We start from the raw sequence: 24,553 nt of genomic DNA, 5'->3' as shown, positions 1-24,553 counted from the left end.
GCCTGGCCGCCGCCCTCGAAAGAAGCGCTGGAATGGTTAAGGCGCGGATAACGCACGGTCTTGCTCCCACGCATCGGCGGCGCGGACGGCCCGTTCGTCGGAACGATCCGACCGATTCCAGCCCTGCGCGTCCCACATCCTCGCGCGGTTTTGTGCGTTGCACAATACCCGGCGAAACAAGTCTTCTGGTCGGATCGCGGTTTCCTCAGCCTGCTGGGAGCGCGGCGGGCGGGTTGGCGGAGAGCGCGACGACCTTTCCCGGATTGAGGATGTCGTGGGGGTCGAGGGCCGCCTTGATCCGGCGCATCAGGTCGAGGCCGACCGGGTCGCCGTAGAGCCCCAGCTCGTCGCGCTTGATCAGGCCGATGCCATGTTCCGCCGCGATCGAGCCGCCCATACCGTGGACGATGTCGTGGACGATCCGGTTGAAGCGTCCCCACTCGGCGAGGAAGGCGGCCTTGTCCATGCCGAGGGGCTGGCTCAGGTTGAAATGGACGTTGCCGTCGCCGAAATGCCCGAAGGCGCAGACCCGGAGGCCCGGCATGGCCGCCTCGCAGGCCGCTGTCGCCGTCTCCAGGAAATCCGCGAGGCGCGAGAGCGGGACGGAGACGTCGTGCTTGATCGAGCCGCCCTCCAGGCTCTGGACGTCGGAGAGGTTTTCGCGCAGCGCCCACAGGGCCGCGTTTTGCGCCTCGCTCGCGGCGATGGTCGCGTCCTCGGCGAGCCCCTCTTCCAGGGCTTCACCCAGCATGGTCTCGAGGTCGGATGCCGTGTCGGCGCCAGGCCGTGCCGTGGAGATCTCGACCAGCGCGTAGCAGCCATGGGCGCCCGCGAGCGGCGGCAGCGCGCCGGAGAGGTGCTTCAGGACGATCTCGAGTCCGAAGCGGGGCAGGAACTCGAAGGCGGTGAGGCTCGGTCCGGCGGCGGCCCGGAGGCGCTCGAACAGGGCGAGCGCCGCCCGGGGCGAGGCGAGCCCGACGAAGCCCACGCTGCGTGAGACGGGCTTCGGGAAGAGCTTCAGCACGGCGCCGGTGATGATGCCGAGTGTCCCCTCCGCGCCGATGAACAGGTGCTTGAGGTCGTAGCCGGCATTGTCCTTGCGCAGGCCCTTGAGGCCGTCCCAGACCCTCCCGTCGGCGAGCACAACCTCCAGGCCGAGCACGAGGTCGCGGGCGTTACCATAGGCCAGAACGCCGGTGCCGCCGGCATTGGTCGCGAGATTGCCGCCGATCCGGCAGGAGCCCTCGGAGGCGAGCGAGAGGGGAAAGTGCATCCCCGCGGCGTCGGCCGCCGCCTGCACGTCGGCCAGGATCGCGCCGGCCTCCACGGTGATCGTGGCGTTGACGGGATCGATGGCGCGAATGTCTGACAGGCGGGTCAGCGACAGGACGATGCCGCCGGTCGGTACCCCGCCGCCGACGAGCCCCGTATTGCCCCCATGCGCGACGACGGGCACGCCGGCCTGCGCGCAGGCCGCGACCGCGAAGGCGACCTCGGCGGTGTCGGCCGGGCGTACCAGGGCGAGCGCGCTGCCCTTGTAGAGGCCCCGCCACTCGACGAGGTGGGGCGCCAAGTCCTCAGGACTCGTGAGGACATGCGCCGTGCCCAACCGCTCGGCGAGGGTAGCGAGGAGGGCGGGCGCCGCGTCGTGCTGTGTCATGGGCTGGCATTTCGAAGGTGGCGGGATCGTGGGCGCGACCCCTATGATAGGGGGTGCGGCCCTGACTTTGCAGGGCGGATCACCCCGGCCCTTGGCCTTAGGGGTTCGAGGAGGGGTTTCTCACGTGCTGTCCGTCATTCCCAATCCGCCTCGGGTGGCTCTGCCAATCGTCGGAAGCGACGACCTCTTTCCGGTGCGTCGCGTCTATTGCATCGGCCGCAACTATGCGGCCCACGCCCGCGAAATGGGGTCCGATCCGGACCGCGAGCCGCCGTTCTTCTTCATGAAGCCGGCGGATGCCCTGCAGGTCGTGGCGGGCTCGGAGACGGCCGAGCATGTCTATCCGCCGCGCACCGAGAACTACCATTTCGAGGTCGAGCTCGTGGCGGCGCTGGGCCGCGGCGGGCGCGACATCCCGGCGGAGGGCGCCCTCGAGCATGTCTACGGCTACGCCATCGGCCTCGACATGACCCGACGCGACCTGCAGGACGAGGCCAAGCGCCTGTCGCGTCCTTGGGACCTCGGCAAGGCCGCCGACGGCTCGGGGCCGGTCGGGCCCCTGCACCGTGCCGAGACGATCGGTCACGTGGCGAAGGGCGCGATCACGCTCTCCGTCGACGGCGAGACGCGGCAGCAAGGCGACCTCTCCGACATGATCTGGTCGGTTTCCGAGCAGATCGCGCTGCTCTCCACCTATTTCGAGCTCCAGCCCGGCGACGTCATCTTCACCGGAACGCCTTCGGGCGTGGGGCCCGTCCGGCGCGGGCAGACCATGCGAGCGGAGATCGCGGGGCTCGGCGCCATCACCCTGGCGGTGGTCTGAGCCGGATGCTCTTCGACCGGCCGCTCCTGCGGCGCCTGTTCCACCTCGGGGCGCTCGCCGCGCGTGGCATGACGCTGGGCGTCCGCGGCGCGGCCTTCGACGCGGAGGGCCGGATCTGCCTCGTCCGCCACACCTACGTGGGCGGCTGGCACCTGCCGGGCGGCGGCGTCGACGGCGGCGAGAACGCGCCCGAGGCCATGGCCCGGGAGTTCCGCGAGGAGGCCGAGATCGCCGTCGACCCCGCGAGCCTTCAGCTGCACGGGTTCTACCACAACGCCGCGGCCGCCGGCCGCGACCACGTCGCGCTCTACCGCACGACTACCTTCTCGGTTCTCCGTCCCAAGCTGCCGGATCGCGAGATCGCCGAATGCGGTTTCTTCGCCCTCGAGAGCCTGCCCGAGGGAACGACCCGTGCCACGCGCGAACGCCTGCGCGAGATCCGGGAAGGTCTGCCGCCGGCCACGCTCTGGTAGGGACGGGCGACGCCTCGCCGGCTCAAGAAGCCGCCCGATCGCGCTTGCAAGGGCCGGCGGAATGGTGTTTAGAGAGCGCCGTCCGGGACCGCCGGGCCTTCTCGGGGCAGGCGGCGCGGCTGTGAGCGGGTGTAGCTCAGGGGTAGAGCACAACCTTGCCAAGGTTGGGGTCGAGGGTTCGAATCCCTTCGCCCGCTCCAATATCGCCCGGATGTGATGAACGAGGAACCGCCGCGAGGCGGTTTTTTCGTTTCGCGTCTCGTGGCTCGAAACCTGCTCGGGCGCGATGCGGCCATTGATTGGCCCCGCGCCGGACCGACATACCCGAATGCAACGCCCGGCCGAGCGCCGGCCGTCTTCGCTACCTGATAGCGGCCGGTCGATCGGCGGGATGACACGAGCTTGAGGGCTCCGCATGACCGAGATCCGTTCCGAGATCGCCGCCGTCACCAATCGCATCGTCGCGCGGTCCCGCGAGTCGCGCCGGGCCTATCTCGACCTGATCGCGCGGGAGCGGGAATCCGGCGTCCATCGCCCGATGCTGAATTGCGGCAACCTGGCCCACGGCTTCGCCGCGGCGGGCGAGGACAAGCCGGCGATCAAGGCCGGGCGTTCGATGAACATCGGCATCGTCACGGCCTACAACGACATGCTCTCGGCCCATCAGCCCTACGGACGCTATCCCGAGCAGATCAAGCTCTTTGCCCGGGAGGTCGGCGCGACCGCCCAGGTCGCGGGCGGCGTGCCGGCCATGTGCGACGGGGTCACGCAGGGCCAGCGCGGCATGGAGCTGTCTCTGTTCTCCCGCGACACCATCGCGCTCTCGACCGCGGTGGCGCTCAGCCACGGCATGTTCGACGGCGCGGCGCTGCTCGGCATCTGCGACAAGATCGTGCCGGGCCTGCTCATCGGCGCGCTGCGCTTCGGCCACCTGCCGATGATCCTGATCCCGGCCGGCCCCATGCCCTCGGGACTTGCCAACAAGGAGAAGCAGCGCATCCGCCAGCTCTACGCGGAGGGCAAGGTCGGGCGCGAGGAACTGCTCGAATCCGAGTCCGCCTCCTATCACGGAGCGGGGACCTGCACCTTCTACGGCACCGCCAATTCCAACCAGATGATGATGGACGTGATGGGCCTGCACATGCCCGGCGCCTCCTTCATCAACCCAGGCACCAAGCTGCGCCAAGCGGTGACGCGCGCTGCCGTGCACCGGCTCGCCGAGATCGGGTGGTCTGGCAACGATTACAGGCCGCTGGGCCGCTGCGTCGACGAGAAGGCGATCGTCAACGCGGTCGTGGGCTTGCTCGCCACGGGCGGCTCGACCAACCACGCGATCCACCTGCCGGCGATCGCCCGGGCGGCGGGCATCCTCCTCGATTGGGAGGATTTCGACCGGCTCTCGGCGGTGGTGCCGATGATCGCCCGCGTCTACCCCAACGGCTCCGGAGACGTGAACCACTTCCACGCGGCGGGCGGCATGTCCTACGTCATCGCCAGCCTGATCGATGCCGGGCTCCTGCACGACGACATCCTGACGGTCGGGGGCACCCGCCTGCGCGATCACGCCCGCGACCCCAAGCTGCCGGGCGAGGACCTCGTCTTCGAGGAGGCGCCGGCGGCGCCCCTCGACGAGACCATCCTGCGCTCGCCGGAGAACCCTTTCCAGCCGGACGGAGGCATGCGCCTCGTCAAGGGCAATCTCGGACGGGCGACCTTCAAGACGAGCGCCGTCGATCCCGTCCGGTGGACGGTCGAAGCTCCGGCTCGCGTCTTCGACGATCAGGACGAGGTCATGGCGGCCTTCAAGGCAGGCGAATTGGAGCGCGACGTCGTCGTCGTGGTGCGCTTCCAGGGACCGCGGGCCAACGGCATGCCCGAGCTGCATAAGCTGACGCCGCAGCTCGGCGTCCTCCAGGATCGGGGCCATCGCGTGGCGCTCGTCACCGACGGGCGGATGTCGGGCGCCTCGGGCAAGGTGCCGGCCGCGATCCATCTGAGCCCCGAGGCCCTGGGCGGCGGCCCGCTCGCCCGCATCCGCGACGGCGACATCGTGCGGCTCAGCGCCGAGGAGGGCTCGCTCGAAGTGCTGGTCGATCCGGAGGATTGGGCCTCGCGCGACGAGGCGGCTGCGCCGCCTGCGGCCTCCGGCACCGGCCGCGAGCTCTTCGCCTTCATGCGCCACGGCGCGGACGGCGCCGAGCAGGGCGCCTCCGCCATGCTGGCGGCCGCGGGGCTTTAGTTTGCGTCTCTCCTCCCCCTCGTGGGGAGGGGTTGGAGGTGGGGTGGGCTGGGTGACCCTCAACTGAGCCAGGCGGAACCACCCCCGCCCTCGATCCCTCCCTACATGGGGGAGGGAAGAGCTTTTTTCTGAGAGGCTGTTCCAGCGACTCCCTCGGCGAGGAACCCTTCATGACCAGCATCGACGCGCTGATGCGCTCCGTCCCCGTGATCCCGGTCCTCGTCGTCGAGGATGTCCGCGATGCCGAGCCGATCGCCCGCGCCCTGGTGGAGGGCGGTCTCACGGCGCTCGAAGTGACCCTGCGGACGCCGGCGGCCCTCGACGTGATCCGGGCGATGTCGCGGGTCGAAGGCGCGGTGGTCGGCGCCGGAACGGTGCTCAACGTCAAGGATCTCGATGCCGCGATCGGTGCGGGCGCGAAGTTCATCGTGAGCCCGGGCCTGACGCGGCCGCTCACCGAGGCGGCGATCGCCAGCGGCATCCCCTACCTGCCCGGCGTGGCCACGGCCGCCGACATCATGCGCGGCCTCGATTTCGGCCTCGACCGCTTCAAGTTCTTTCCCGCCGAGTCCTCCGGCGGGATCAAGGCTCTGAAGGCGCTGGCGGGTCCCTTCGGGCAGGTCCGCTTCTGCCCCACCGGCGGCATCACCGAGGTGACCGCGCCGGACTGGCTGGCGCTGAAGCCGGTCCTCTGCGTCGGCGGAAGCTGGGTTGTGCCGGCCGGTCATCCGCAGCCCGACGCCATCCGTCACCTCGCGCAGGCGGCAGCCAAACTTCGTCCCGCCTGAGCCTCCGCACATCGCCCCGCTGGTCTCGGCCCATGGGATGCCACGGGCATTCGCGCCGGGTGGTGCGGTTCTGCCACATCGGCCGAGATTGCTGTGACCGCAGCGGCGCTGCTCCGCGCCGGACGGATCGACTTGGCACGGTATTCGCCCCTCTTCTTCTCAGCGGCGCGGCATGCGCGACCGCTTGTTCTCAGCCTGCCGGCCCATCGGCATGATCTCGGAGCGAAGCTTGCCGCCTGCTCACGTGTCCCTGCCAACCCGGCGGCATCACGCCCGACTATTCCTCTCGGCGCCGACCCGCGACGTCTTTCGCGAAACGTGGGACAGGGCCCTGCGCTCCATTGCGGAGCCGTGCGCCCCTGCTAAGTTGTCGCCGGCAAGACCGAATGCCCCAGTGGCGAACCCGTCACCAGAACCGAGGCGTCCTATGCATCCGAGCCACCAGCGATCAATCCGCACGTTCGCCGCGACCTTCTTAGGCATTTCTACCCTGATCACCGTGTCGACCGCCGGCGCCCAGGAGCTGACGGGCACTCTGAAGAAGGTCAAGGACACCGGCGCGATCACCATCGCCTACCGCGACTCCTCGGTACCGTTCTCCTACCTCGACGGGGACCAGAAGCCGACGGGCTACGCCTTCGAGATCTGCCAGAAGGTCGCCGAGGCCGTGAAGGCGCACCTGAAGCTGACCAACTTCGAGGTGAAGCTGAACCCGGTAACCTCGGCGACGCGCATCCCGCTGATCGCCAACGGTACCGTCGACCTCGAATGCGGCTCGACCACCAACAACCTCGACCGCCAGAAGCAGGTCGCCTTCACCAACACCCACTTCCTGACCGCGACCCGCTTCGTTTCGAAGAAGTCGTCCAAGCTCGACAAGGTCGAGGACCTGAAGGGCAAGACCGTCGTCTCGACCTCGGGCACCACCAACATCCGTCAGATCAACGAGGTCAACACGGCCAAGAGCCTCGGCCTGACCATCCTGCCGGCCAAGGATCACGCCGAAGCCTTCCTGATGGTCGAGACCGGCCGCGCCGTCGCCTTCGTCATGGACGACGTGCTGCTCGCCTCGCTGGCCGCCGGCTCCAAGGATCCCGCCGCCTACGCGATCTCCTCCGAGGCGATCTCGGCGCCCGAGCCCTACGGGATCATGCTGCGCAAGGACGACGAACCCTTCAAGAAGGTCGTCGATGCCGCCACCGCGGCGATCTACAAGAGCCCCGAGGGCAAGGCGCTCTACGAGAAGTGGTTCACGAAGCCGATCCCGCCGCGCGGCATCAACCTGAACCTGCCGATGAGCGAGGCGATGGTGAAAGCCTTCGCCAACCCGAGCGACAGCGCCGACCCGGCCGCCTACTGACGAGACCCCGAAGCCGCTCCCGCCACTGGCCGGGGCGGCTTTAAGCTTCCTTGACCCCGCTTCCCCGCATCCGAAGAACCCGCCGCCGATGAACTACAACTGGAACTGGGGTGTCTTCTTCGATCCCTCGCCCGAGGGCGTCGGAACCTATGCCGACATGCTCCTGTCGGGGCTGCTCTGGACGCTGGCCACCGCGCTCTGCTCCTGGATCATCGCCTTCGCGCTGGGCTCGATCATCGGCGTGATGCGGACCCTGCCGAGCAAGCTCGCGAACGCGATCGGCACCGGCTACGTCGAATTGTTCCGCAACATCCCTCTGCTGGTGCAGATGTTCCTCTGGTACTCGGTGGTGCCCGAGATCCTGCCGCAGGCCTGGGGCGACTGGCTGAAGCAGCTGCCCAACGCCTCCTTCTACACGGCGGTGGTGTGCCTCGGCTTCTTCACCGCCTCCCGCGTCGCCGAGCAGGTGCGCACCGGCATCGAGACCCTGGCGCGCGGCCAGCGGATGGCCGGCACGGCGCTGGGTCTCACCACGGCGCAGACCTACCGCTACGTGCTCCTGCCCAACGCCTACCGCATCATCCTGCCGCCGCTGACCTCCGAGTTCCTCAACAACATGAAGAACACCTCGGTGGCGCTCACCATCGGCCTGCTCGAACTCACGGCCCGGGCCCGCTCCATGCAGGAATTCTCCTCGCAGGTGTTCGAGGCCTTCACGGCCGCGACCGTGATCTACCTGCTGATCAGCCTCGTCGTCGTGACCCTGTCGGGCCTGCTCGAGCGCCGCGTCGCGGTGCCGGGATCACGGTGATCGATATGCCGTTCCGCCACCCGACGGTCCCCCAAGCCTCAAGCGCACGGAACTAGGCGGCCGATGTTCTCGGATTTCGACCTCAAGGTCATCCTCTCCTCGCTGCCCTACCTGTTCGGCACGGGCATGGTCTTCACCCTGACCCTGACGGCGCTCGCGGCGTCCGGCGGCATAGTGATCGGGACGCTGCTCGCGCTGATGCGGCTGTCGGGCATCGCCGTGCTGGCCTGGCCGGCCAAGGCCTACGTCAACGTCATGCGATCGCTGCCGCTGGTGCTCGTGATCTTCTGGTTCTACTTCCTCGTCCCCTACATGGGCCAGTGGCTGACGGGGGCGTCCGCGCCCATCTCGGTCGGTGCCTTCACCTCGGCGCTCGTCACCTTCACACTGTTCGAGGCGGCCTATTTCTCCGAGATCATGCGGGCCGGCATCCAGGCGATCCCGAAGGGGCAGACCGCTGCGGCTCAGGCGATCGGACTCAATTACCGGCAGACGATGGCGACCGTCGTCCTGCCCCAGGCCTTCCGGAACATGCTGCCGCTGCTGCTGACGCAGACGATCGTGCTCTTCCAGGACACCTCGCTCGTCTACGTCATCTCGCTGACCGACTTCCTCGGCGCGGCCTCCAAGGTGGCACAGCGCGACGGCCGCCTCGTCGAGATGTACCTGTTCGCGGCCGTCATCTACCTCCTGATCTGCATCGTCGCCTCGACCCTCGTTCGGCGCCTGCAGCGCCGCATCGCCATCATCCGCTGAGGATCAGCCATGTCCGCCACCGCCGCGCCGGCCGCCGTGAAGCCGATGATCTCCATCGACAGCATCAGCAAATGGTACGGGCCGGTGCAGGTTCTGAAGGATTGCACCACGCAGGTCACCAAGGGTGAGGTGGTGGTGGTCTGCGGGCCCTCGGGCTCAGGCAAGTCGACCCTGATCAAGACCGTGAACGCCCTGGAGCCGATCCAGAAGGGGTCGATCACGGTCGATGGCATCGGCGTCCAGGCCAAGGGCACCAACCTGCCCAAGCTCCGCTCGCGGGTGGGCATGGTGTTCCAGCATTTCGAGCTGTTCCCGCACCTGTCGATCACCGACAACCTGACGCTCGGGCAGCGCAAGGTGCTCGGCCGCTCGAACGAGGATGCGCGGACCCGCGGCCTCAAGCTCCTCGACCGGGTCGGCCTCTCCGCCCACGCTCACAAGTATCCGGGCCAGCTCTCGGGCGGCCAGCAGCAGCGCGTGGCGATCGCCCGGGCGCTGTCCATGGATCCGATCGTGATGCTGTTCGACGAGCCCACCTCCGCCCTCGACCCGGAGATGGTCGGCGAGGTGCTGGACGTGATGGTCAATCTCGCCCGCGAGGGAATGACCATGATGGTGGTGACCCACGAGATGGGCTTCGCCCGCAAGGTCGCCAACCGCGTCGTCTTCATGGACCGCGGCGAGATCGTCGAGGACGCGACCAAGGACGATTTCTTCGACAAGCCCCGCTCGGACCGCGCCCAGACCTTCCTGTCCAAGATCCTGGCGCATTGAGCCTCAGGGCGGGGCGTAGCCGCACGTCTCGCCCGCCCGCCGCGCCAGGTCCTCAAGGATCGCTTCGAGGCGTGAGGGATCTTCCGCCCTTCGCTGCGCGAGGAAGTAGGTCTCTTCCCCTAGCGGCAGGAAGCTGAGGCCGAAGCGCTCCGCTGCAGCCCGCGTTCCCATGCCGGTATCTGCGGCACCCGAGGCGATCAGGGCGGCCACGGCCTGATGCGTGAACTCCTCCGTCTCGTAGCCGAGGATCGTCTTGGGGCGGATGCCGGCCTGCGCGCAGAGCCGGTCGAACCAGATCCTGGTCCCCGCGCCCGCCTGCCGGTTGACGAAGCGGGCCCGGCGCGGCGGGAGATCGGCGACGGAGCGGATGCCGAGCGGGTTGCCGGGGGCGACCATCAGTCCCTGCTCGCGCCGGAAGGCGGGGCGGATGTGCAGGGTCAGGTCCTCGAACAGCGCGGCGAAGACCGAGCCCGGCTCCGCCTGATGACTCCCGAAATGGAAACCCGCGACCTCGACGGCGCCGGCAGCGAGGCGGGCGACCGCGTCCGTGCTGCCGAGGATCGCGACCGCGTGGCCGGCCAGCGCCTGCATCAGCAGGGCGTCGTTGCTCACGGCGAAGCGTAGTAGCGGCGCGGGCGTGGGGAGCAGGGCGGCGAGCCTGGCATCGAGGACCGGCGCCTCCGCGTCGAGCAGCGCCTGGCAGCGCTCCGCCGTGACGCGCAGCGCCACCGCGAATTCCGCCCCGAAGGCGGTCAGCACGCTGCCGTGCCCCTTGGTCTTGACCGTGACGGCTCTGCCGAGGGTCTTCTCCAAGGCCGCGATGCGGCCCCAGGCCGAACGGTACGAAATTCCCACGCCGCGGGCCGCGCCCTGGACGGACCCTTCCTCGGCCAAGGCGTCCAAGAGCGCCAAGGCCGGTGCGATCGCGATCTCGCCGCCGGCGACGTGCAGGACGCCGCTGAACTGCAGGACAGAGTGCATATGCAACGCGATGCCTATTGAACTGGATGGCCTGCACATAGCATGTGGCCGGAACGGCGGTCACCCATTGGAGTCATGGTCGAGACATTTCAGGAGACGCTCTGGCGGCTTGCGACGCTCGATCCCGAGGTCGTGGCGATCGCTTGGCTTTCCCTGCGGGTCAGTCTCACCGCGGTCGCGATCGGCACGCTGCTGGGCGTTCCCGCCGGCGCGCTGCTGGGCGTGGCCGCCTTTCACGGGCGCGGGCCGCTCGTCGGCCTTCTGAACGCCCTGATGGGCCTTCCCCCGGTGGTGATCGGCCTGATCCTCTACCTCCTGCTGTCCCGCTCCGGACCACTCGGAAGCTTCGGCCTGCTCTTCACCCCGGGCGCCATGATCGCGGCGCAGGCCGTCCTCGTGACGCCGCTCATCGCCGCCCTGAGCCGGCAGGTGGTGGCCGATGCGGAGGGGCATCTCGGCGAGCAGCTTCGCTCGCTGCGGCTGCCGGCTTGGCGCCGCGCCGCGACCCTCGTCTACGACGTGCGCTTCTCCCTCGTGACGGCGCTGCTCGCCGCCTTCGGCCGGGCGATCTCGGAGATCGGTGCCGTGCTCGTGGTGGGCGGCAACATCGCCGGCCACACGCGCACGATGACGACGGCGATCTCCCTTGAGACCCAGAAGGGCGACCTCTCCCTGGCGCTGGCGCTGGGGCTTGTCCTGATCGGCCTCGTCGTCGCCGTCAACGCCGCCGCCGCCGCCCTGCGCGCCTACGCGATGCGGGCCTACGGATGAGCGGCGTGCCGATCCTCATCGCGGGGCTCCGCTTCGCGACCGGCGGCATCACCATCCTCGATGGCGTCGATGCGACTCTTCCCGGCACCGGCATCACCGCGCTCGTCGGCCCGAACGGCGCGGGCAAGAGCGTGCTGCTGCGCCTCGTCGACGACCTGCTCGCGCCGAGTGCCGGGACGATCCGGATCGGCCTGCCCGGCGCTCCCCCCGTCCGGCGCGCCTTCGTCTTCCAGCGGCCGGGCTTCGTGCGGGCGAGCGCCGCCCGCAACGTCGCCCTCGCCCTGGCGCCCCTGCACTTGCGCCGCCGCGAGCGCGACGCCCGAACCGCCGCGGCGCTCGCCCGCGCCGGCCTGGAGGGGCGAGGCGGCGAACCGGCGACCCGGCTCTCCGGCGGCGAGCAACAGCGGCTCGCGCTTTCGCGGGCCTGGGCCACGCAACCGGACCTCCTCCTGCTCGACGAGCCGACCGCCAACCTCGATCCCACAGCCACCGAGCGCGTCGAGCGCATGATCGCGGCGATCGCCGAGGCCGGCACCAAGGTCGTCCTCGTCTCGCACAATCTCGGTCAGGTCGCCCGGCTCGCGGACGACATCCTCGTCCTGAGCGCCGGCCGGGCCGTCGAGCACGGGCCGACCCGCCAGGTCATCTCGCGCCCCAGCACGCCGGAAGCGCGGGCCTACCTCACCGGAGAATTGCCGTGGACCTCCTTCGCCGCAGCCTGCTGATCCTCGGGCTCCTCGCCCTCGGTCCCGTGCCGGGCGTCGCCCAGCCGGAGACCATCACGGTGGCCTCGACCACCTCGACCGAGCAATCGGGCCTGTTCCAATGGCTGCTGCCGAGGTTCACGGAGGCGAGCGGCATCGCCGTCAAGGTCGTGGCACTCGGCAGCGGACAGGCGCTGAACACCGCGCGCCGCGGCGATGCGGATGTCGTCCTGGTCCACGACAGGGCGGCGGAGGAGGCCTTCGTTGCCGAGGGCTTCGGGGTGAAGCGCCTTTCCCTGATGTACAACGACTTCGTCATCGTCGGCCCGGCCTCCGACCCCGCGGGCATCGCAGGCCGCGGGGTCATCGAGGCGCTGAAGGGGATCGCGGCGGCCAGGGCCTCCTTTATCTCCCGTGGCGACCGCTCCGGCACCCATGCGGCGGAGCTGCGCTACTGGAAGGAGGCCGGCCTCGATCTCGGGTCTGTGCGCGGCGAGTGGTACAGGGAGGTCGGCCAGGGCATGGGGCCGGCCCTGAACACCGCCGCAGCCGCCGACGCCTATCTCCTCGCCGACCGGGGCACCTGGCTCTCGTTCAAGAACCGCGGCCCGCTGAAGATCCTGGTCGAGGGCGACAGGCGCCTGTTCAACCAATACGGACTCATGCTGGTGAACCCGGAGAAGCACCCGCACGTGCGGGCGAGGGCAGGCCAGGCCTTCATCGACTGGCTCGTCTCGGCGCCGGGTCAATCCGCGATCGCGGGCTACAGGATCGGCGGCGAGCAGCTGTTCTTCCCCAATGCAGGGGTGCCCGGCGGGCTGTGAGACCATGAAAGCCGGGTCGCCGCCTTGACGCCCCCTCGCTTCGCGCGTGACATATTGGAAAGGCGCGCCCGGTTCAGGCGCCGCGTTCGGGAGAAGCGTGTCATGAGAGGTTTCGGCGTCGCGGCGCTGTTCGCGTCGGTTGCCCTGCTGCCGGGGCTTGCGTCGGCTCAAGAGGCGGCGCGGTCGGGCAAGCCGGCGAACGTCTGCACGGAGCTCACCGCCTTCCTGCATCCTCCACCGCCCCAGCCAGCCGCGGCGACGCCGCCGACGCCGACCGCCGTCCAGGCTCCGTCGCCGAATGCCGCAGCTCCGAAGCCGCCTGCGGCCGGCGAGCCTCAGCAGAGTTCCGGCCTGAGCGGGCCGGTTCCGAACTCGGGCCCCGGCGCGGCGGGTCCGCAGGGCGCGACCCAGAATACCGCGGCGCCTTCCGGTGCCGGCGCGCCTCAGGCCGCCGCACCGCCGGCCCAGCCACCCGCACCGCCGGCCCAGGCGGCCGCGCCCGCGGCTCCCGCCGCGCCGGCCGCTCCGCCGCCGAAGAAGCCGACGCCTGAATCGATCGAGCGGGCCGATGCCGCCGCCCGCAGCAACGACATCGCGGCCTGTCAGGGCGTCGCACGTGAGATCCGGCGTGCCGGCGTGCCCATGCCTGCGCCGCTGATGGCGCTGGCCGCCATGGACCTCAAGCTGCTCGAAGCCGCCAAGTAGCGGCGCGGTCCTACAGCCGCGCCAGAAGCTCCGCCTTCTTGGCGGTGAATTCCTGCTCAGTCAGCACGCCCTTGCGGTGAAGTTCCGCGAGCCGCTCCAGCGTGGACAGGATGTCGCCCTGGACGGTGGGCGGCGTCGGCACATCGGCGGGAGGGGAGGGCATCGAGGGCGGCGACGGCCTGCTCGGCTCCGCAGGTACCGGTGCCACCGCGGGACCGGACCCGTCGAGTTGCGTCAAGGCGGCGAGGTCCACGGCGCCGCCCCGCCCGGTGAAGCGGAGGCTCTGGCCGCCGCCCTGCGCCTGGGACACGCCGCTGATTTCGTGCTCGCCGGTATCGTAGACGGCGAGCCGGCCGTCGATCTCCACGGCGAGCCTGCGGTGCCGCGGGAAGTAGGCGTAGCGCATAGCGTTCTGGGCGCCCGAGGTCGCCGGCTGCCCGAGTTCGGGCGGCCACCAGCCTCCGCCCCTGGCCTCGCCCCAGGCGGCGACGGGCAGGGAGCGGGAAAGCTCATCGCACAGGGCGGCCACCCGCGCCTTGAGCCCGGAATCGAACATCTGGCCGATCATGATCATGCCGCCCGCCGACCACTGGCCAAAGCCGCCGAGATCGGGATGGTCGAACTGCGCCATGGTGCCGTGGCCGGCCTCCAGGGCGCGGAGGAGGTGACGGACCGCCTCCAGGCTGACGCCGTGCCGATCGGCCACGGCCCGCAATCCGGCGGCGGGGCGGTCGGGATCTTCGTCGGTCATGGCCTTCGCTCCTTGGGCTTCGGTCGGCGACAAGCACTGTCCGCGGAACGCTGATCACCCACAGGCTCTGTCGCGAACGCCGCGCGTCCGCGGCCGTTCCGGCCGGGCCGCGGCGACCGCCCGCCCAGCGCACCGCGGCAAAAATTTCCCGGCGCCCGGACCTTCCGCGCAAGCGTAAGCGTTCCGTCAGCCGTGGGAGTACGACGCCCCTCGCGGCGATCCCAACACATCAACCGGCAACCGGAGCGAACATGGCCGACGACACGGGCTTCGAGACGCAGACGACTTCGCTGGTCCGCGCCGCGCGCTCGCGCATCCGGGAGGGCCTGCCCTATCCTCTGGGCGCCAATTGGGACGGGCTCGGCGTCAACTTCGCCCTGTTCTCCGCTCACGCGACCAAGGTCGAGCTCTGCCTGTTCGACGATGCCGGCGAGCGCGAGATCGAGCGGATCCCGCTGCCCGAATACACCGACGAGATCTGGCACGGCTACCTGCCCGACGCGCGGCCCGGCACGATCTACGGCTACCGCGTGCACGGTCCCTACGAGCCGCGTGCCGGTCATCGCTTCAACCCGAACAAGCTCCTCATCGACCCCTACGCCAAGGGTCTCGTCGGTTCGATCACCTGGAACCCGGCCCTCTTCGGTTACCAGATGGAGAGCGGCGACGACCTCACCTTCGACGAGCGGGATTCGGCACCCTTCACCCGGCGCTCGCGCGTGATCGATCCGGCCTTCACCTGGGGGCGGGACCGCAAGCCGCATATCCCGTGGGAGAAGACGATCTTCTACGAGACCCACGTGAAGGGGTTCACCAAGCTGCACCCCGCCGTGCCCGAGCGCCTGCGCGGCACCTATGCGGGCCTGAGCAACCCGGCGGTGCTCGACTACATCAAGAGCCTCGGCGTAACCTCCGTGGAGCTCCTGCCGGTCCACGCCTTCGTGCAGGACGATTACCTGCAGCAGAAGGACCTCGTGAACTACTGGGGCTACAACACGATCTCGTTCTTTACCCCCGCCCGCCGCTACGCCGCCGTGCCGGACTTCGCCTTCTCGGAGTTCAAGGAGATGGTGGCCCGCATGCACGGGGCCGGCCTCGAGGTGATCCTCGACGTCGTCTACAATCACACCGCGGAGGGCAACGAGCGCGGGCCGACGCTGTCCTTCAAGGGCGTCGACAACACCTCCTACTACCGGCTGCTGCCGGGCGATGCGCGCTACTACATCAACGACACCGGCACCGGGAACACCTTCAACCTGTCCCATCCGCGCGTGCTGCAGCTCGTGACGGACAGCTTGCGCTACTGGGCCACCGAGATGCGGGTCGACGGCTTCCGCTTCGACCTCGCCACCATCCTGGGGCGCGAGCCGCACGGCTTCGACGAGGGCGGCGGCTTCCTCGATACCTGCCGGCAGGACCCGGTGCTGAACGGCGTCAAGCTCATCGCCGAGCCCTGGGATTGCGGCCCCGGCGGCTACCAGGTCGGCGGCTTCCCGCCGGGCTGGGCGGAGTGGAACGACCGCTTTCGCGACGACGTGCGCGGCTATTGGCGGGGTGACGCCGGCCTCTTGCCGTCGCTCGCCGCGCGCATCACGGGCTCGGCCGACAAGTTCGACAAGCGCGGGCGCAAGCCCTGGGCCTCGGTCAACTTCATCACGGCCCACGACGGCTTCACGCTGAACGACACGGTTTCGTACAACGAGAAGCACAACCTCGCGAACGGCGAGGAGGGACGCGACGGGCACTCGCACAACCTGTCCTACAATTACGGCGTCGAGGGACCGACCGACGATCCCGAGATCCGCGCCGTGCGACTGCGCCAGATGCGCAACATGCTGGCGACCCTGTTCCTGTCGCGGGGCACGCCGATGCTGCTGGCCGGCGACGAGTTCGCGCGCAGCCAGGGCGGCAACAACAACGCCTATTGCCAGGACAACGAGGTCTCCTGGGTCGACTGGGGTGCGATCGGCCACGACGAGCGCGACCTCGCCGCCTTCACGCAGCGGCTGATGCACCTGCGCGCGGCGCTGCCGATCCTCACCCGCGGACGCTTCCTCACGGGCGCCTTCGACGAGGATCTCGGGGTCAAGGACGTGACCTGGCTGTCGCCGACGGGCGAGGAGATGACGCCGGAGAACTGGGGCCAGGGTGAGGCGCGCTCGATCGCCGTCCTGCTCGATGGGCGGGCGCAGGCCACCGGCATCCAGCGCCGCGGCAGCGATGCGACGCTCCTGCTTCTCTACAACGCCTATCACGACATGGTCTCGTTCACGCTTCCCGCCTCCCTCGGCGGCGCGGCCTGGACCCGGCTCCTCGACACCAACCTGCCCGACGACCAGAAGGCAGCCGATGTCGGGATCAGCGAGCGCTACGACGTCACCGGCCGCTCGATGCTGATGTTCGTGCTCCGTCCGGAATCGACCAAGGGCGAGGCGGTGAGCGAGGGGGAGCGCTCCTACCAGCACGTCATGCAGGCTTTCGAACGGGCCAACATCGACAGCGTGCGCTTCGGCGTGGCGGAGGAGTGACCTGAGGCGTCGCTCTCCGACGGCGCCGATGCGGCGCTTCGACGGGATGCGTCGACCGCGAACCGGTGCCAAGGATCGGCGGTTGACGTCCCGAACAAGCCTCGCCCGCCTGCCGGGCCGTTCAGCCGCGCCGACGCTCGTCTTGGCGGCTGAGCCGGCGTGAGCCGGAGTGGGGGCGTCAGAGGGAGGGCGGCATGCCCCAGGGCGACAAGTCGAAATACACGGACAAGCAGGTGCGCAAGGCCGAGCACATCATGGACTCGTACGTGGAGCGCGGCGTGCCGGAGAAGGAGGCCGAGTCGCGCGCCTGGGCCACGGTCAACAAGGACGACGGCGGCGGCAAGCATCCCGGCGGGTCTGGCCGGGGCAAATCTACTGGCCACCCCGTCGCGCATCGTGGCGGCGCCGTCGGCGGCAAGGCGTCTGCTTCGCGGACGGCGGAGCAGCGCTCGGCTTCCGCGAGGAAGGCGGCGGAGACGCGGAAACGCAACGCGGCGAAGGGTTAGCGCGGAACCTTCCCTCCCCCGCAAAGGGGGGAGGGTTCGGCGAACCCTTACGCCATCGCGGTCTTCAGGTGCTCGTCCACCTTGTCGAGGAAGCCCGTGGTCGAGAGCCACTTCTGGTCGGGGCCGACGAGGAGGGCGAGGTCCTTGGTCATGAAGCCCTTCTCGACCGTGTCGACGCAGACCGTCTCGAGGGTGTTGGCGAACTTCGCCAGGTCCGCGTTGTCGTCGAGCTTGGCCCGGTGCGCGAGGCCGCGGCTCCAGGCGAAGATCGAGGCGATGGAGTTCGTGCTCGTCTCCTTGCCCTTCTGGTGCTCGCGGTAGTGGCGCGTCACCGTGCCGTGGGCGGCCTCGGCCTCCACGGTCCGGCCGTCGGGGGTGAGCAGCACCGAGGTCATCAGGCCGAGCGAGCCGAAGCCCTGTGCGACCGTGTCGGACTGGACGTCGCCGTCGTAGTTCTTGCAGGCCCAGACGTAGCCGCCCGACCATTTCAGGGCCGAGGCGACCATGTCGTCGATGAGCCGATGCTCGTAGACGATCCCGAGGGCGTCGAAGCGCGACTTGAACTCGTTGTCGAACACCTCCTGGAACAGGTCCTTGAAGCGGCCGTCATAGGCCTTGAGGATGGTGTTCTTGGTCGAGAGATAGACCGGATACTTGCGGTTGAGACCGTAGTTCAGCGAGGCCCGGGCGAAGTCGCGGATCGAGTCGTCGAGGTTGTACATCGCCATCGCGACGCCGGCCTCGGGGAACTTGAAGACCTCCTTCTCGATCACGGTGCCGTCCTCGCCCTCGAACTTGATCGAGAGACGGCCCTTGCCCGGCACCTTGAAGTCGGTGGCGCGGTACTGGTCGCCGTAGGCGTGGCGTCCGACCACGATCGGCTGCGTCCAGCCCGGCACCAGGCGCGGCACGTTCTTGCAGATGATCGGCTCGCGGAAGATGACGCCGCCGAGGATGTTGCGGATGGTGCCGTTGGGCGACTTCCACATCTCCTTCAGGCCAAATTCCTTCACCCGCTGCTCGTCGGGCGTGATCGTGGCGCATTTCACGCCGACGCCGTGGCGCTTGATCGCGTTGGCCGCATCGATCGTGACCTGGTCGCCCGTTGCGTCCCGGTGCTCGACGCCGAGGTCGTAATATTCGAGGTCGACGTCGAGATAGGGATGGATGAGCTTGTCCTTGATCTCGGCCCAGATGATCCGGGTCATCTCGTCGCCGTCGAGCTCGACGACCGGGTTCGCCACCTTGATCTTCGACATGGTGCTCACAAGCCTTTCTCGAACCGCGCGGTCGAGGGAGGGGCCGCGCCGCGTGCGGGCGTCATAGCGCGGTGCACAACGACGCGAAAGGCGTGCCTGCGGCCCACGACCTGTGAGCGGAAAATCCTGGCCGAGGCTAGACATCCGCGCCACTGACGGGAATCTGCGCCCTCCTTCACGAAGAACGGCGGATATCATGAGCGAGCGCATCATCCTGCGGGCCGGCGAGGCTCTGGTCGCGGGCGGACCGCCCAACACCGCTTCCGAGCCCGAGGTGATCATCGGAGAGCTCGACGGGCCGGTCGGCACTGCGCTCGCCACGCTAACGGGCGATCAGGTCGTCGGCCACAGCCGCGTCTTCGCGCTCCTCAACACCGACATCATGGTGCGGCCGGTGACGCTCTGCGTCTCGAAGGTCAGCGTCGAGACCTCGAAATACACCTCGATCCTGATGGGCACGGTCCAGTTCGCGATCGCCAACGGCGTGCTCGACGCGGTGCGCGCCGGCTACATCCCGAAGGACCGCGCCAACGATCTCGGGATCATCTGCTCGGTCTGGCTCAGCCCCGGCGTGATCGAGGCCGAGAGCGTCGATCACAAGGCTTTGTTCGAGATCCAGCGCAAGGGCATGACCGAGGCGATCCGCAAGGCCATGGCCAACGAGCCCTCGATCGACTGGCTCCTCGAGAACCAGGACAGGATCGTCCACAAGTACTACCAGATGGGCCTCGACGGAAAGATCTGAGCGCGGGCCGATGCCCCCTCCGAGCGCCGCGCCCGTCGTCATCCTGGTCGAGCCGCAGCTTGCCGAGAACATCGGCATGACGGCTCGCGCCATGGCGAATTTCGGCCTGTCCGAATTGCGGCTCGTGGCGCCCAAGAACGGCTGGCCGAAGAAGGGCGTGCGCGAGGCGGCCTCGGGCGCGACGCATGTCCTCGACGGCGCGGCGATCTACGCCACCGTGCCGGAGGCCATCGCGGACCTCCACCGCGTGCTGGCGACGACGGCACGTGAGCGCGGGCAGATGAAGCGGGTCTTCGCGCCGGACGAGGCGATGGCGGATGTCGGGGCCCGAGCCGGCCAGCGGGTCGGCATCCTGTTCGGCCGCGAGCGGGTGGGGCTGACGAACGAGGAGGTCTCGCTTGCCGACGCCATCATCACCTTCCCCGTCTCGCCGGATTTTCCCTCGCTCAACCTCGCCCAGGCGGTGCTGCTGGTGGGATACGAGTGGCGCCGCACGGCCGGCCTCGCCCGGCTGCCCTTCACGGGCGAGATGCTGTCGCCCCCGGCCACGCGCGAGGCGCTGCTCTCGCTGTTCGCGAGCCTCGAAGAGGCGCTGGATGATGCCGGGTTCTACCCCCCGGAGAAGCGCGACGTCATCGCCCGCAACATGCGCGACATGCTCCACCGCATGGCGATGACGGAGCAGGATGTGCGCACCTTCCGGGGCGCTCTGCGTACCCTTCGGCGCAAGCGCGGCGATCCGGCAGCGTCTTAACCCGGATCATACACATTGCCGTGATTGTCGGGCGGCATGTGCTCCGACCGACTCAGCATCATAGGCGGCGAGTTCGCCGCGCCCGAGCGGGAAGCGGCGTTTCAGGCCGAGCGCCTGCCGGAGACGCGGCGCCACGCCCGGCTGATCTTCGCCGCCGGGGCGTTCCTCTACGCGCTGATCATCGGGTCTGACTGGTACTACGCCGATCGTGGAGGGTTCTGGGAGACGTTTCCGCTCCGGCTCGCGATCATGGCGACCTCGATGGCTTCGTTCCTCGCAGCCCGTAGCGTCGCAACCTTCCCGCGCCTCCAGGGCATCCTGCTCGCCTGGGCGCTCGTCACGACCGTGGCCGTCGCCGCCCTCTGCACGCTGCGCCCCACGATCGACCCCTTCGTCACCTTGATCCTTCCCGCGATCTACCTGCTCGTCATTCCGATGAGCTTCCGGTGGACGTCGCTCAGCGCCCTGTTCTGTGCGGTGGCCCTGCTCACGGTGCACGTCCTGCGGTCGATGCCCGCGATGCCGGTGGCGCTCGTCGCGTCCGTCGCCGTGGTCAACACCGCGCTGGTGCTTCTCCTCGTCCGCGGGAACAGGCTGCGGCGGATGGAATGGATGGCGGCCGAGGCCGGACGCCGCGCCAATGACGAACTGGCGGAGAACCGCCGCCTGTTCGAGACGATGTTCAAGGCGGTACCGATTCCGATCGTGGTCTCCTCCGCGGCGACAGGCCGGATCGCGAGCATGAACGATGCCGCTCTGCGCTTCTTCGGGATTGATGGGAGCGAGGCCCTAGGGACCATCACCACGCGCGACCTGACGCCGATCCAGGCACGTCGGCGGGTCCAGGCCGAGATCGAGCGGGAAGGCACCGTCCGCGATCTGGAGATCCCGGTTCATTCGGCCGGGGGCGTGGAAAGCGACGTTCTGATCTCGGCCGAGGAGGTGGAACTGGGCGGGGAGCTCTGCGTCGTGTCGAGCCTCGTCGACATTACGAACCGTAAGCGCGCCGAACAGGCGGTCCGCGAGGCCGCGCACCACGATGCGTTGACGGGTCTGCCGAACCGGGCCCTGTTCCAAGTCACCCTCGATGCCGCCCTGGCCTCGGCCGAGGCTGCGGGCTCGCATGTCGGCCTCGTTCTGATTGATCTCGACGCCTTCAAGGAGGTCAACGACACCCTGGGGCACGAGGCCGGCGACACCCTGCTCAAGGAGGTCGCACGCCGTCTCGCCGGCACCTTGCGGCCGGGCGAACTCGTTGCACGGCTGGGGGGCGACGAGTTCGTGGTCATCTCACCCTGTGAGGTTGACGCGGAACAACCGTCCTGTCGACTTCACGCGCTCGCTGAGGAGATCCACGCGGTGCTGAGCCTCGGCTTGCCGATCGCCGGCCGGACCGTGGTGCCGCAGGCAAGCCTCGGGCTCGCGCTGTTTCCCGAGCATGCCGGCAACGCGGCGGACCTCTTCACGAACGCCGACCTCGCCCTTTACGCGGCGAAGGGCGCTGGCCGAAACCGTGCCACGATGTTCACGCCCGTCCTGCGAGTACGCATCGAGGAGCGGGTCACCGTGATCCGGGAGATGCGCATCGCGCTCCAGGAGGGCGGCCTCCTCCCGCATTATCAGCCGAAGGTCGACCTGCAGACGAACGACATCGTCGGCTTCGAGGCGCTGGCGCGCTGGTGCCATCCCACGCGCGGCCTGCTCGCGCCCTTCGCCTTCGCCGACGCGTTCGACGATCCCGAGATCGGCGCCGCCCTGGGCCGGTGTCTGATGCGGCAGATCTTCGCCGATGTCGCGGGCTGGGTCGGGGCGGGTCTCGATCCCGGCCGCGTGTTCATCAACCTGTCCTCGGCGCAGTTCGCCGAAGCCGACTTTGCGGAGAGCCTGCTCGCCGATCTGGCGAGCGCCGGCCTCGACCGCGATCGGATCGGTGTGGAGGTGACGGAGACCGTCCTGCTCGGCGGCCACGGCGACCGGGTCGCGCCCGTCCTGGAGACGCTCCACCGGGCCGGGATCCGCGTCGCGCTCGACGATTTCGGCACGGGCTACGCCTCGCTGACCCACCTGAAGCAGTACCCGGTCGACGAGATCAAGATCGACCGCAGCTTCGTGCGCGACCTCGAGCGCGACGCCGACGACGCGGCCATCGTCGCGGCCGTGCTGCAGCTCGGTCTCAGCCTCGGCCTCGCCGTCACGGCCGAGGGCGTCGAGACACCGGCCCAGGCCCGCTTCCTGAAGGGTCAGGGTTGCGCCTGTGCGCAGGGCTATCTCTACAGCAAGCCGATGCCGCCGAGCCGGGTGCCGTGGTTCCTGGCGAACCGCCCCGACCTCGCCTTCGATACGTCGTTGCCGACGGGCGAGCTGAAGATCGCCTGAGGCTCAGCCGACCTGCGCCAGCGCCTGGGCGATGTCGGCGATGAGGTCTTCCACGTTCTCCAGCCCGACCGAGAGGCGGACCGCCTCCGGTCCGACGCAGGCCGCGCGCTTGTCCGCGTCGTCGAGCTGCCGGTGCGTCGTCGTCGCGGGGTGGATCGCCAGCGACTTGATCTCGCCGATGTTCACGAGGTGGGAGATCAGCTCCAGGGACATGATGAACTTCACCGCGGCCGGCTCGCCGCCCTTCAGGGCGAAGGTGAAGATCGAGCCCGGACCCTGCGGGACGTAGCGGGCGGCGAGCGCCTCGCCGGGCTGGCCGGGCAGGGCGGGGTAGCTCACCCATTCGACCGCGGGATGGTCCTTCAGGTAGGCCGCCACCGCCTTGGCATTCGCGCAGTGGCGCTCCATCCGCAGGGGCAGCGTCTCGATGCCGGTCAGCGTCAGGAAGGCGTTCATCGGCGAGAGGCCGGGGCCGAGGTCGCGCAGGCCGAACAGGCGACAGGCGACGGCGAAGCTGATCTCCGGAAAGCGCTCCGTGATCACCAGGCCGTCGTAATCGGGCCAGGGCTCGTTGATGAGATTGTAGCGCGAACCTGCCGCCTTCCAGTCGAAGCGGCCGGCGTCGCAGATCATGCCGCCGATGGTCTGGCCGGCGCCGCCCAGGAACTTCGAGGTGGAATGCACCACGATGTCGGCGCCGTGCTCGATCGGCCTGATGAGAGCCGGGGAGGCGAGGGTGTTGTCGACGACGAGCGGCAGGTTGTGGCGGCGCGCCACCTCGGCGATGCCCTCGAGGTCCATCACGGTGGCGCAAGGGTTGACGATCGACTCGCAGATGATCGCCTTGGTGTCCGGCGTGATCGCCGCCTCGAAGTCTGCCGGCGTCAATCCTTTCGCGAATTGCGGCTTGAGATCGTAGCGCCCGTCTAGGCGGCGCATCAGGCCGAGCGAGCCGCCGAACAGACGGGACGACGCGACGTAGGCGTCGCCGCTCTTCATCAGCGTCATCAGGACGAGCAGCACCGCGGATTGCCCGGAGGAGACGGCCACGGCCGCCTTGGCACCCTCCAGCGCGGCGACGCGGCGCTCAAGCGCGGCGACCGTCGGGTTCGAGCCGCGGGAATAGGAGAAGCCGGTGCGGCGCATCGCGAAGATGTCCGCCGCCTGCTCCGTCGACTCGAACACGAAGCCGTTCGTGAAGTAGATCGGCTGCACCCGCGCGCCGGTCGCCGGATCGGGCGCGGCGCCGGCATGGACGGCCTGCGTCGCGAAGCGGTGGGTCGTTGTCTCGGTGGCCATCGGGGGCCTTCCGTCAGGAGAAAGGGATCAGGCGGCGCGCCGGGTGAAGGCCCGCAAGGTCCGCACCAGTGTCGTCGGCTCGTAGGGCTTGGGGATGAAGCGGGCGCCGTCCGGCATGTCGTGCGGCCCGGGCGTGCCCATGCCGGAGACGACGAGGACGGGTATCGCCGGCCAGCGATGCGCCACGAGGCGGGCCAGCGCGAAGCCGTCCATCGAGCCCTGCGGCATGTCCACGTCGGTCATCAGGACCTCGACGTCGTCGCGGTTCTCCAGAACCTTCAAGGCCTTGTCGGCATGGGAGGCCTCGACCACCGTGAAGCCCGCCTCGCTCAGCGTATCCGAGGCTTCCATCAGAAGCAGGCCGTCGTCTTCGACGAGGAGGACGACGGGCGGTTCGGGAGGCTGCTGCGTCATCGGTGGCGTGTCGATCTCTCAGGTGCCGTTTGGCGGGGCCTATTCCCCGTGGCCGGACGCGTCAAGAACGGGGCCCGGCCCTGGGGTCGCAGGCGCCCCGGCGCGTGCGCCGAGCGCCCAGCCCGTGATGAAGATTCCCGCGATCACCGCGCAGCCGACAAGGCCGTCGCTGAGATACGCCGCCCATTCGAAACCCGACATTCCCGCCCCTCCGGTGACGGTGGGGAGCTTGGAGGCGTCATGGTAAATGGC

General features: G+C 69.2%; 24 protein-coding genes and 1 tRNA gene. 18 read left to right on the top strand and 7 right to left on the bottom strand.

Going from position 1 to position 24,553, the window contains the following annotated elements; translation table 11 throughout:
* Window positions 1-205: 205 nt before the first annotated feature.
* Window positions 206-1,660, bottom strand: a complete 1,455-nt coding sequence (locus tag MFF55_RS11795) for an FAD-binding oxidoreductase (RefSeq protein ID WP_238244282.1) — start codon at window positions 1,658-1,660, stop codon at window positions 206-208.
* Window positions 1,661-1,784: 124 nt separating this feature from the next.
* Between MFF55_RS11795 and MFF55_RS11790 the strand changes: the two genes are divergently transcribed.
* From MFF55_RS11790 to MFF55_RS11750, 9 genes are all read left to right on the top strand, one after another.
* Window positions 1,785-2,483 carry a fumarylacetoacetate hydrolase family protein gene (locus tag MFF55_RS11790; RefSeq protein ID WP_238244281.1) on the top strand — a complete coding sequence of 233 codons (699 nt, stop codon included), beginning with the start codon at window positions 1,785-1,787 and terminating at the stop codon, window positions 2,481-2,483.
* Window positions 2,484-2,488: 5 nt separating this feature from the next.
* Window positions 2,489-2,956 carry an NUDIX domain-containing protein gene (locus MFF55_RS11785; protein WP_238244280.1) on the top strand — a complete coding sequence of 156 codons (468 nt, stop codon included), beginning with the start codon at window positions 2,489-2,491 and terminating at the stop codon, window positions 2,954-2,956.
* A gap of 125 nt (window positions 2,957-3,081) precedes the next feature.
* A tRNA-Gly gene (locus tag MFF55_RS11780) sits at window positions 3,082-3,156 on the top strand.
* A gap of 215 nt (window positions 3,157-3,371) precedes the next feature.
* Entirely contained in the window at window positions 3,372-5,195 is a 1,824-nt protein-coding gene (edd, locus tag MFF55_RS11775) for a phosphogluconate dehydratase (RefSeq protein WP_238244279.1), read from the top strand.
* 170 nt (window positions 5,196-5,365) lie between these two features.
* Entirely contained in the window at window positions 5,366-5,983 is a 618-nt protein-coding gene (gene eda / locus MFF55_RS11770) for a bifunctional 4-hydroxy-2-oxoglutarate aldolase/2-dehydro-3-deoxy-phosphogluconate aldolase (protein ID WP_238244278.1), read from the top strand.
* Between the two features lie 427 nt (window positions 5,984-6,410).
* On the top strand, window positions 6,411-7,343 hold the full coding sequence (locus MFF55_RS11765; protein WP_238244277.1) for an amino acid ABC transporter substrate-binding protein: 933 nt from the start codon (window positions 6,411-6,413) through the stop codon (window positions 7,341-7,343).
* 88 nt (window positions 7,344-7,431) lie between these two features.
* Window positions 7,432-8,154, top strand: a complete 723-nt coding sequence (locus MFF55_RS11760; protein WP_238244276.1) for an amino acid ABC transporter permease — start codon at window positions 7,432-7,434, stop codon at window positions 8,152-8,154.
* A 63-nt stretch (window positions 8,155-8,217) separates the two neighbouring features.
* A complete protein-coding gene (locus tag MFF55_RS11755; RefSeq protein ID WP_238244275.1) occupies window positions 8,218-8,910 on the top strand; it encodes an amino acid ABC transporter permease in 693 nt (230 codons plus the stop codon).
* A 45-nt stretch (window positions 8,911-8,955) separates the two neighbouring features.
* Window positions 8,956-9,684 (top strand): amino acid ABC transporter ATP-binding protein, encoded by a 729-nt coding sequence (locus tag MFF55_RS11750; RefSeq protein WP_238244356.1) that lies wholly within the window; start codon window positions 8,956-8,958, stop codon window positions 9,682-9,684.
* 3 nt (window positions 9,685-9,687) lie between these two features.
* Here MFF55_RS11750 and MFF55_RS11745 read toward each other — a convergent pair whose 3' ends face one another.
* Complete coding sequence (locus MFF55_RS11745; protein ID WP_238244274.1) at window positions 9,688-10,665, bottom strand: substrate-binding domain-containing protein; 978 nt, start codon at window positions 10,663-10,665, stop codon at window positions 9,688-9,690.
* A 75-nt stretch (window positions 10,666-10,740) separates the two neighbouring features.
* On the opposite strand from MFF55_RS11745, the gene MFF55_RS11740 reads away from it, so the two are divergent.
* The 4 genes from MFF55_RS11740 (at window position 10,741) to MFF55_RS11725 (ending at window position 13,669) form a co-directional block, all read left to right on the top strand.
* Window positions 10,741-11,436, top strand: a complete 696-nt coding sequence (locus MFF55_RS11740) for an ABC transporter permease (protein ID WP_238244273.1) — start codon at window positions 10,741-10,743, stop codon at window positions 11,434-11,436.
* Window positions 11,433-12,161, top strand: a complete 729-nt coding sequence (locus tag MFF55_RS11735) for an ATP-binding cassette domain-containing protein (protein ID WP_238244272.1) — start codon at window positions 11,433-11,435, stop codon at window positions 12,159-12,161. Before MFF55_RS11740 ends, MFF55_RS11735 begins: the two co-directional genes overlap by 4 nt.
* Window positions 12,134-12,964: an ABC transporter substrate-binding protein gene (locus MFF55_RS11730; RefSeq protein ID WP_238244271.1), complete on the top strand. Its 831-nt coding sequence runs from the start codon at window positions 12,134-12,136 to the stop codon at window positions 12,962-12,964. The genes MFF55_RS11735 and MFF55_RS11730 overlap by 28 nt, the downstream gene beginning before the upstream one ends.
* Window positions 12,965-13,066: 102 nt before the next feature.
* Window positions 13,067-13,669 carry a hypothetical protein gene (locus tag MFF55_RS11725; protein ID WP_238244270.1) on the top strand — a complete coding sequence of 201 codons (603 nt, stop codon included), beginning with the start codon at window positions 13,067-13,069 and terminating at the stop codon, window positions 13,667-13,669.
* Window positions 13,670-13,679: 10 nt separating this feature from the next.
* Here MFF55_RS11725 and MFF55_RS11720 read toward each other — a convergent pair whose 3' ends face one another.
* On the bottom strand, window positions 13,680-14,420 hold the full coding sequence (locus MFF55_RS11720; RefSeq protein WP_238244269.1) for an SHOCT domain-containing protein: 741 nt from the start codon (window positions 14,418-14,420) through the stop codon (window positions 13,680-13,682).
* A gap of 251 nt (window positions 14,421-14,671) precedes the next feature.
* Here MFF55_RS11720 and glgX point away from each other — a divergent pair, with 251 nt between their 5' ends.
* Together glgX and MFF55_RS11710 are read left to right on the top strand one after the other, a co-directional pair.
* Window positions 14,672-16,948 carry a glycogen debranching protein GlgX gene (gene glgX / locus MFF55_RS11715; protein ID WP_238244268.1) on the top strand — a complete coding sequence of 759 codons (2,277 nt, stop codon included), beginning with the start codon at window positions 14,672-14,674 and terminating at the stop codon, window positions 16,946-16,948.
* Between the two features lie 194 nt (window positions 16,949-17,142).
* Window positions 17,143-17,454: a plasmid stabilization protein gene (locus tag MFF55_RS11710; RefSeq protein WP_238244267.1), complete on the top strand. Its 312-nt coding sequence runs from the start codon at window positions 17,143-17,145 to the stop codon at window positions 17,452-17,454.
* 47 nt (window positions 17,455-17,501) lie between these two features.
* On the opposite strand, the gene MFF55_RS11705 is transcribed toward MFF55_RS11710, so the two are convergent.
* Window positions 17,502-18,713 carry an NADP-dependent isocitrate dehydrogenase gene (locus MFF55_RS11705; protein ID WP_238244266.1) on the bottom strand — a complete coding sequence of 404 codons (1,212 nt, stop codon included), beginning with the start codon at window positions 18,711-18,713 and terminating at the stop codon, window positions 17,502-17,504.
* Between the two features lie 196 nt (window positions 18,714-18,909).
* Here MFF55_RS11705 and MFF55_RS11700 point away from each other — a divergent pair, with 196 nt between their 5' ends.
* From MFF55_RS11700 to MFF55_RS26810, 3 genes are read left to right on the top strand one after another with little or no spacing between them, the layout of a single operon-like run.
* Window positions 18,910-19,458, top strand: a complete 549-nt coding sequence (locus MFF55_RS11700; protein ID WP_238244265.1) for a formaldehyde-activating enzyme — start codon at window positions 18,910-18,912, stop codon at window positions 19,456-19,458.
* A 10-nt stretch (window positions 19,459-19,468) separates the two neighbouring features.
* On the top strand, window positions 19,469-20,212 hold the full coding sequence (locus MFF55_RS11695; protein WP_238244264.1) for an RNA methyltransferase: 744 nt from the start codon (window positions 19,469-19,471) through the stop codon (window positions 20,210-20,212).
* 36 nt (window positions 20,213-20,248) lie between these two features.
* Window positions 20,249-22,588, top strand: a complete 2,340-nt coding sequence (locus MFF55_RS26810; protein ID WP_283206730.1) for a putative bifunctional diguanylate cyclase/phosphodiesterase — start codon at window positions 20,249-20,251, stop codon at window positions 22,586-22,588.
* 3 nt (window positions 22,589-22,591) lie between these two features.
* Here MFF55_RS26810 and MFF55_RS11675 read toward each other — a convergent pair whose 3' ends face one another.
* The 3 genes from MFF55_RS11675 to MFF55_RS11665 are packed head-to-tail and all read right to left on the bottom strand — an operon-like array spanning window position 22,592 to window position 24,502.
* A complete protein-coding gene (locus MFF55_RS11675) occupies window positions 22,592-23,887 on the bottom strand; it encodes an O-acetylhomoserine aminocarboxypropyltransferase/cysteine synthase family protein (RefSeq protein ID WP_238244263.1) in 1,296 nt (431 codons plus the stop codon).
* Window positions 23,888-23,914: 27 nt separating this feature from the next.
* On the bottom strand, window positions 23,915-24,301 hold the full coding sequence (locus MFF55_RS11670; RefSeq protein WP_238244262.1) for a response regulator: 387 nt from the start codon (window positions 24,299-24,301) through the stop codon (window positions 23,915-23,917).
* A 39-nt stretch (window positions 24,302-24,340) separates the two neighbouring features.
* Window positions 24,341-24,502 carry a hypothetical protein gene (locus tag MFF55_RS11665; RefSeq protein WP_238244261.1) on the bottom strand — a complete coding sequence of 54 codons (162 nt, stop codon included), beginning with the start codon at window positions 24,500-24,502 and terminating at the stop codon, window positions 24,341-24,343.
* Window positions 24,503-24,553: the final 51 nt, after the last annotated feature.

The organism is Methylobacterium iners (assembly GCF_022179305.1).
Classification (GTDB): Bacteria; Pseudomonadota; Alphaproteobacteria; order Rhizobiales; family Beijerinckiaceae; genus Methylobacterium; species Methylobacterium iners.
The sequence above is the reverse complement of the archived record's forward strand: the minus strand, read 5'-3'. Positions and strand labels throughout refer to the sequence as shown.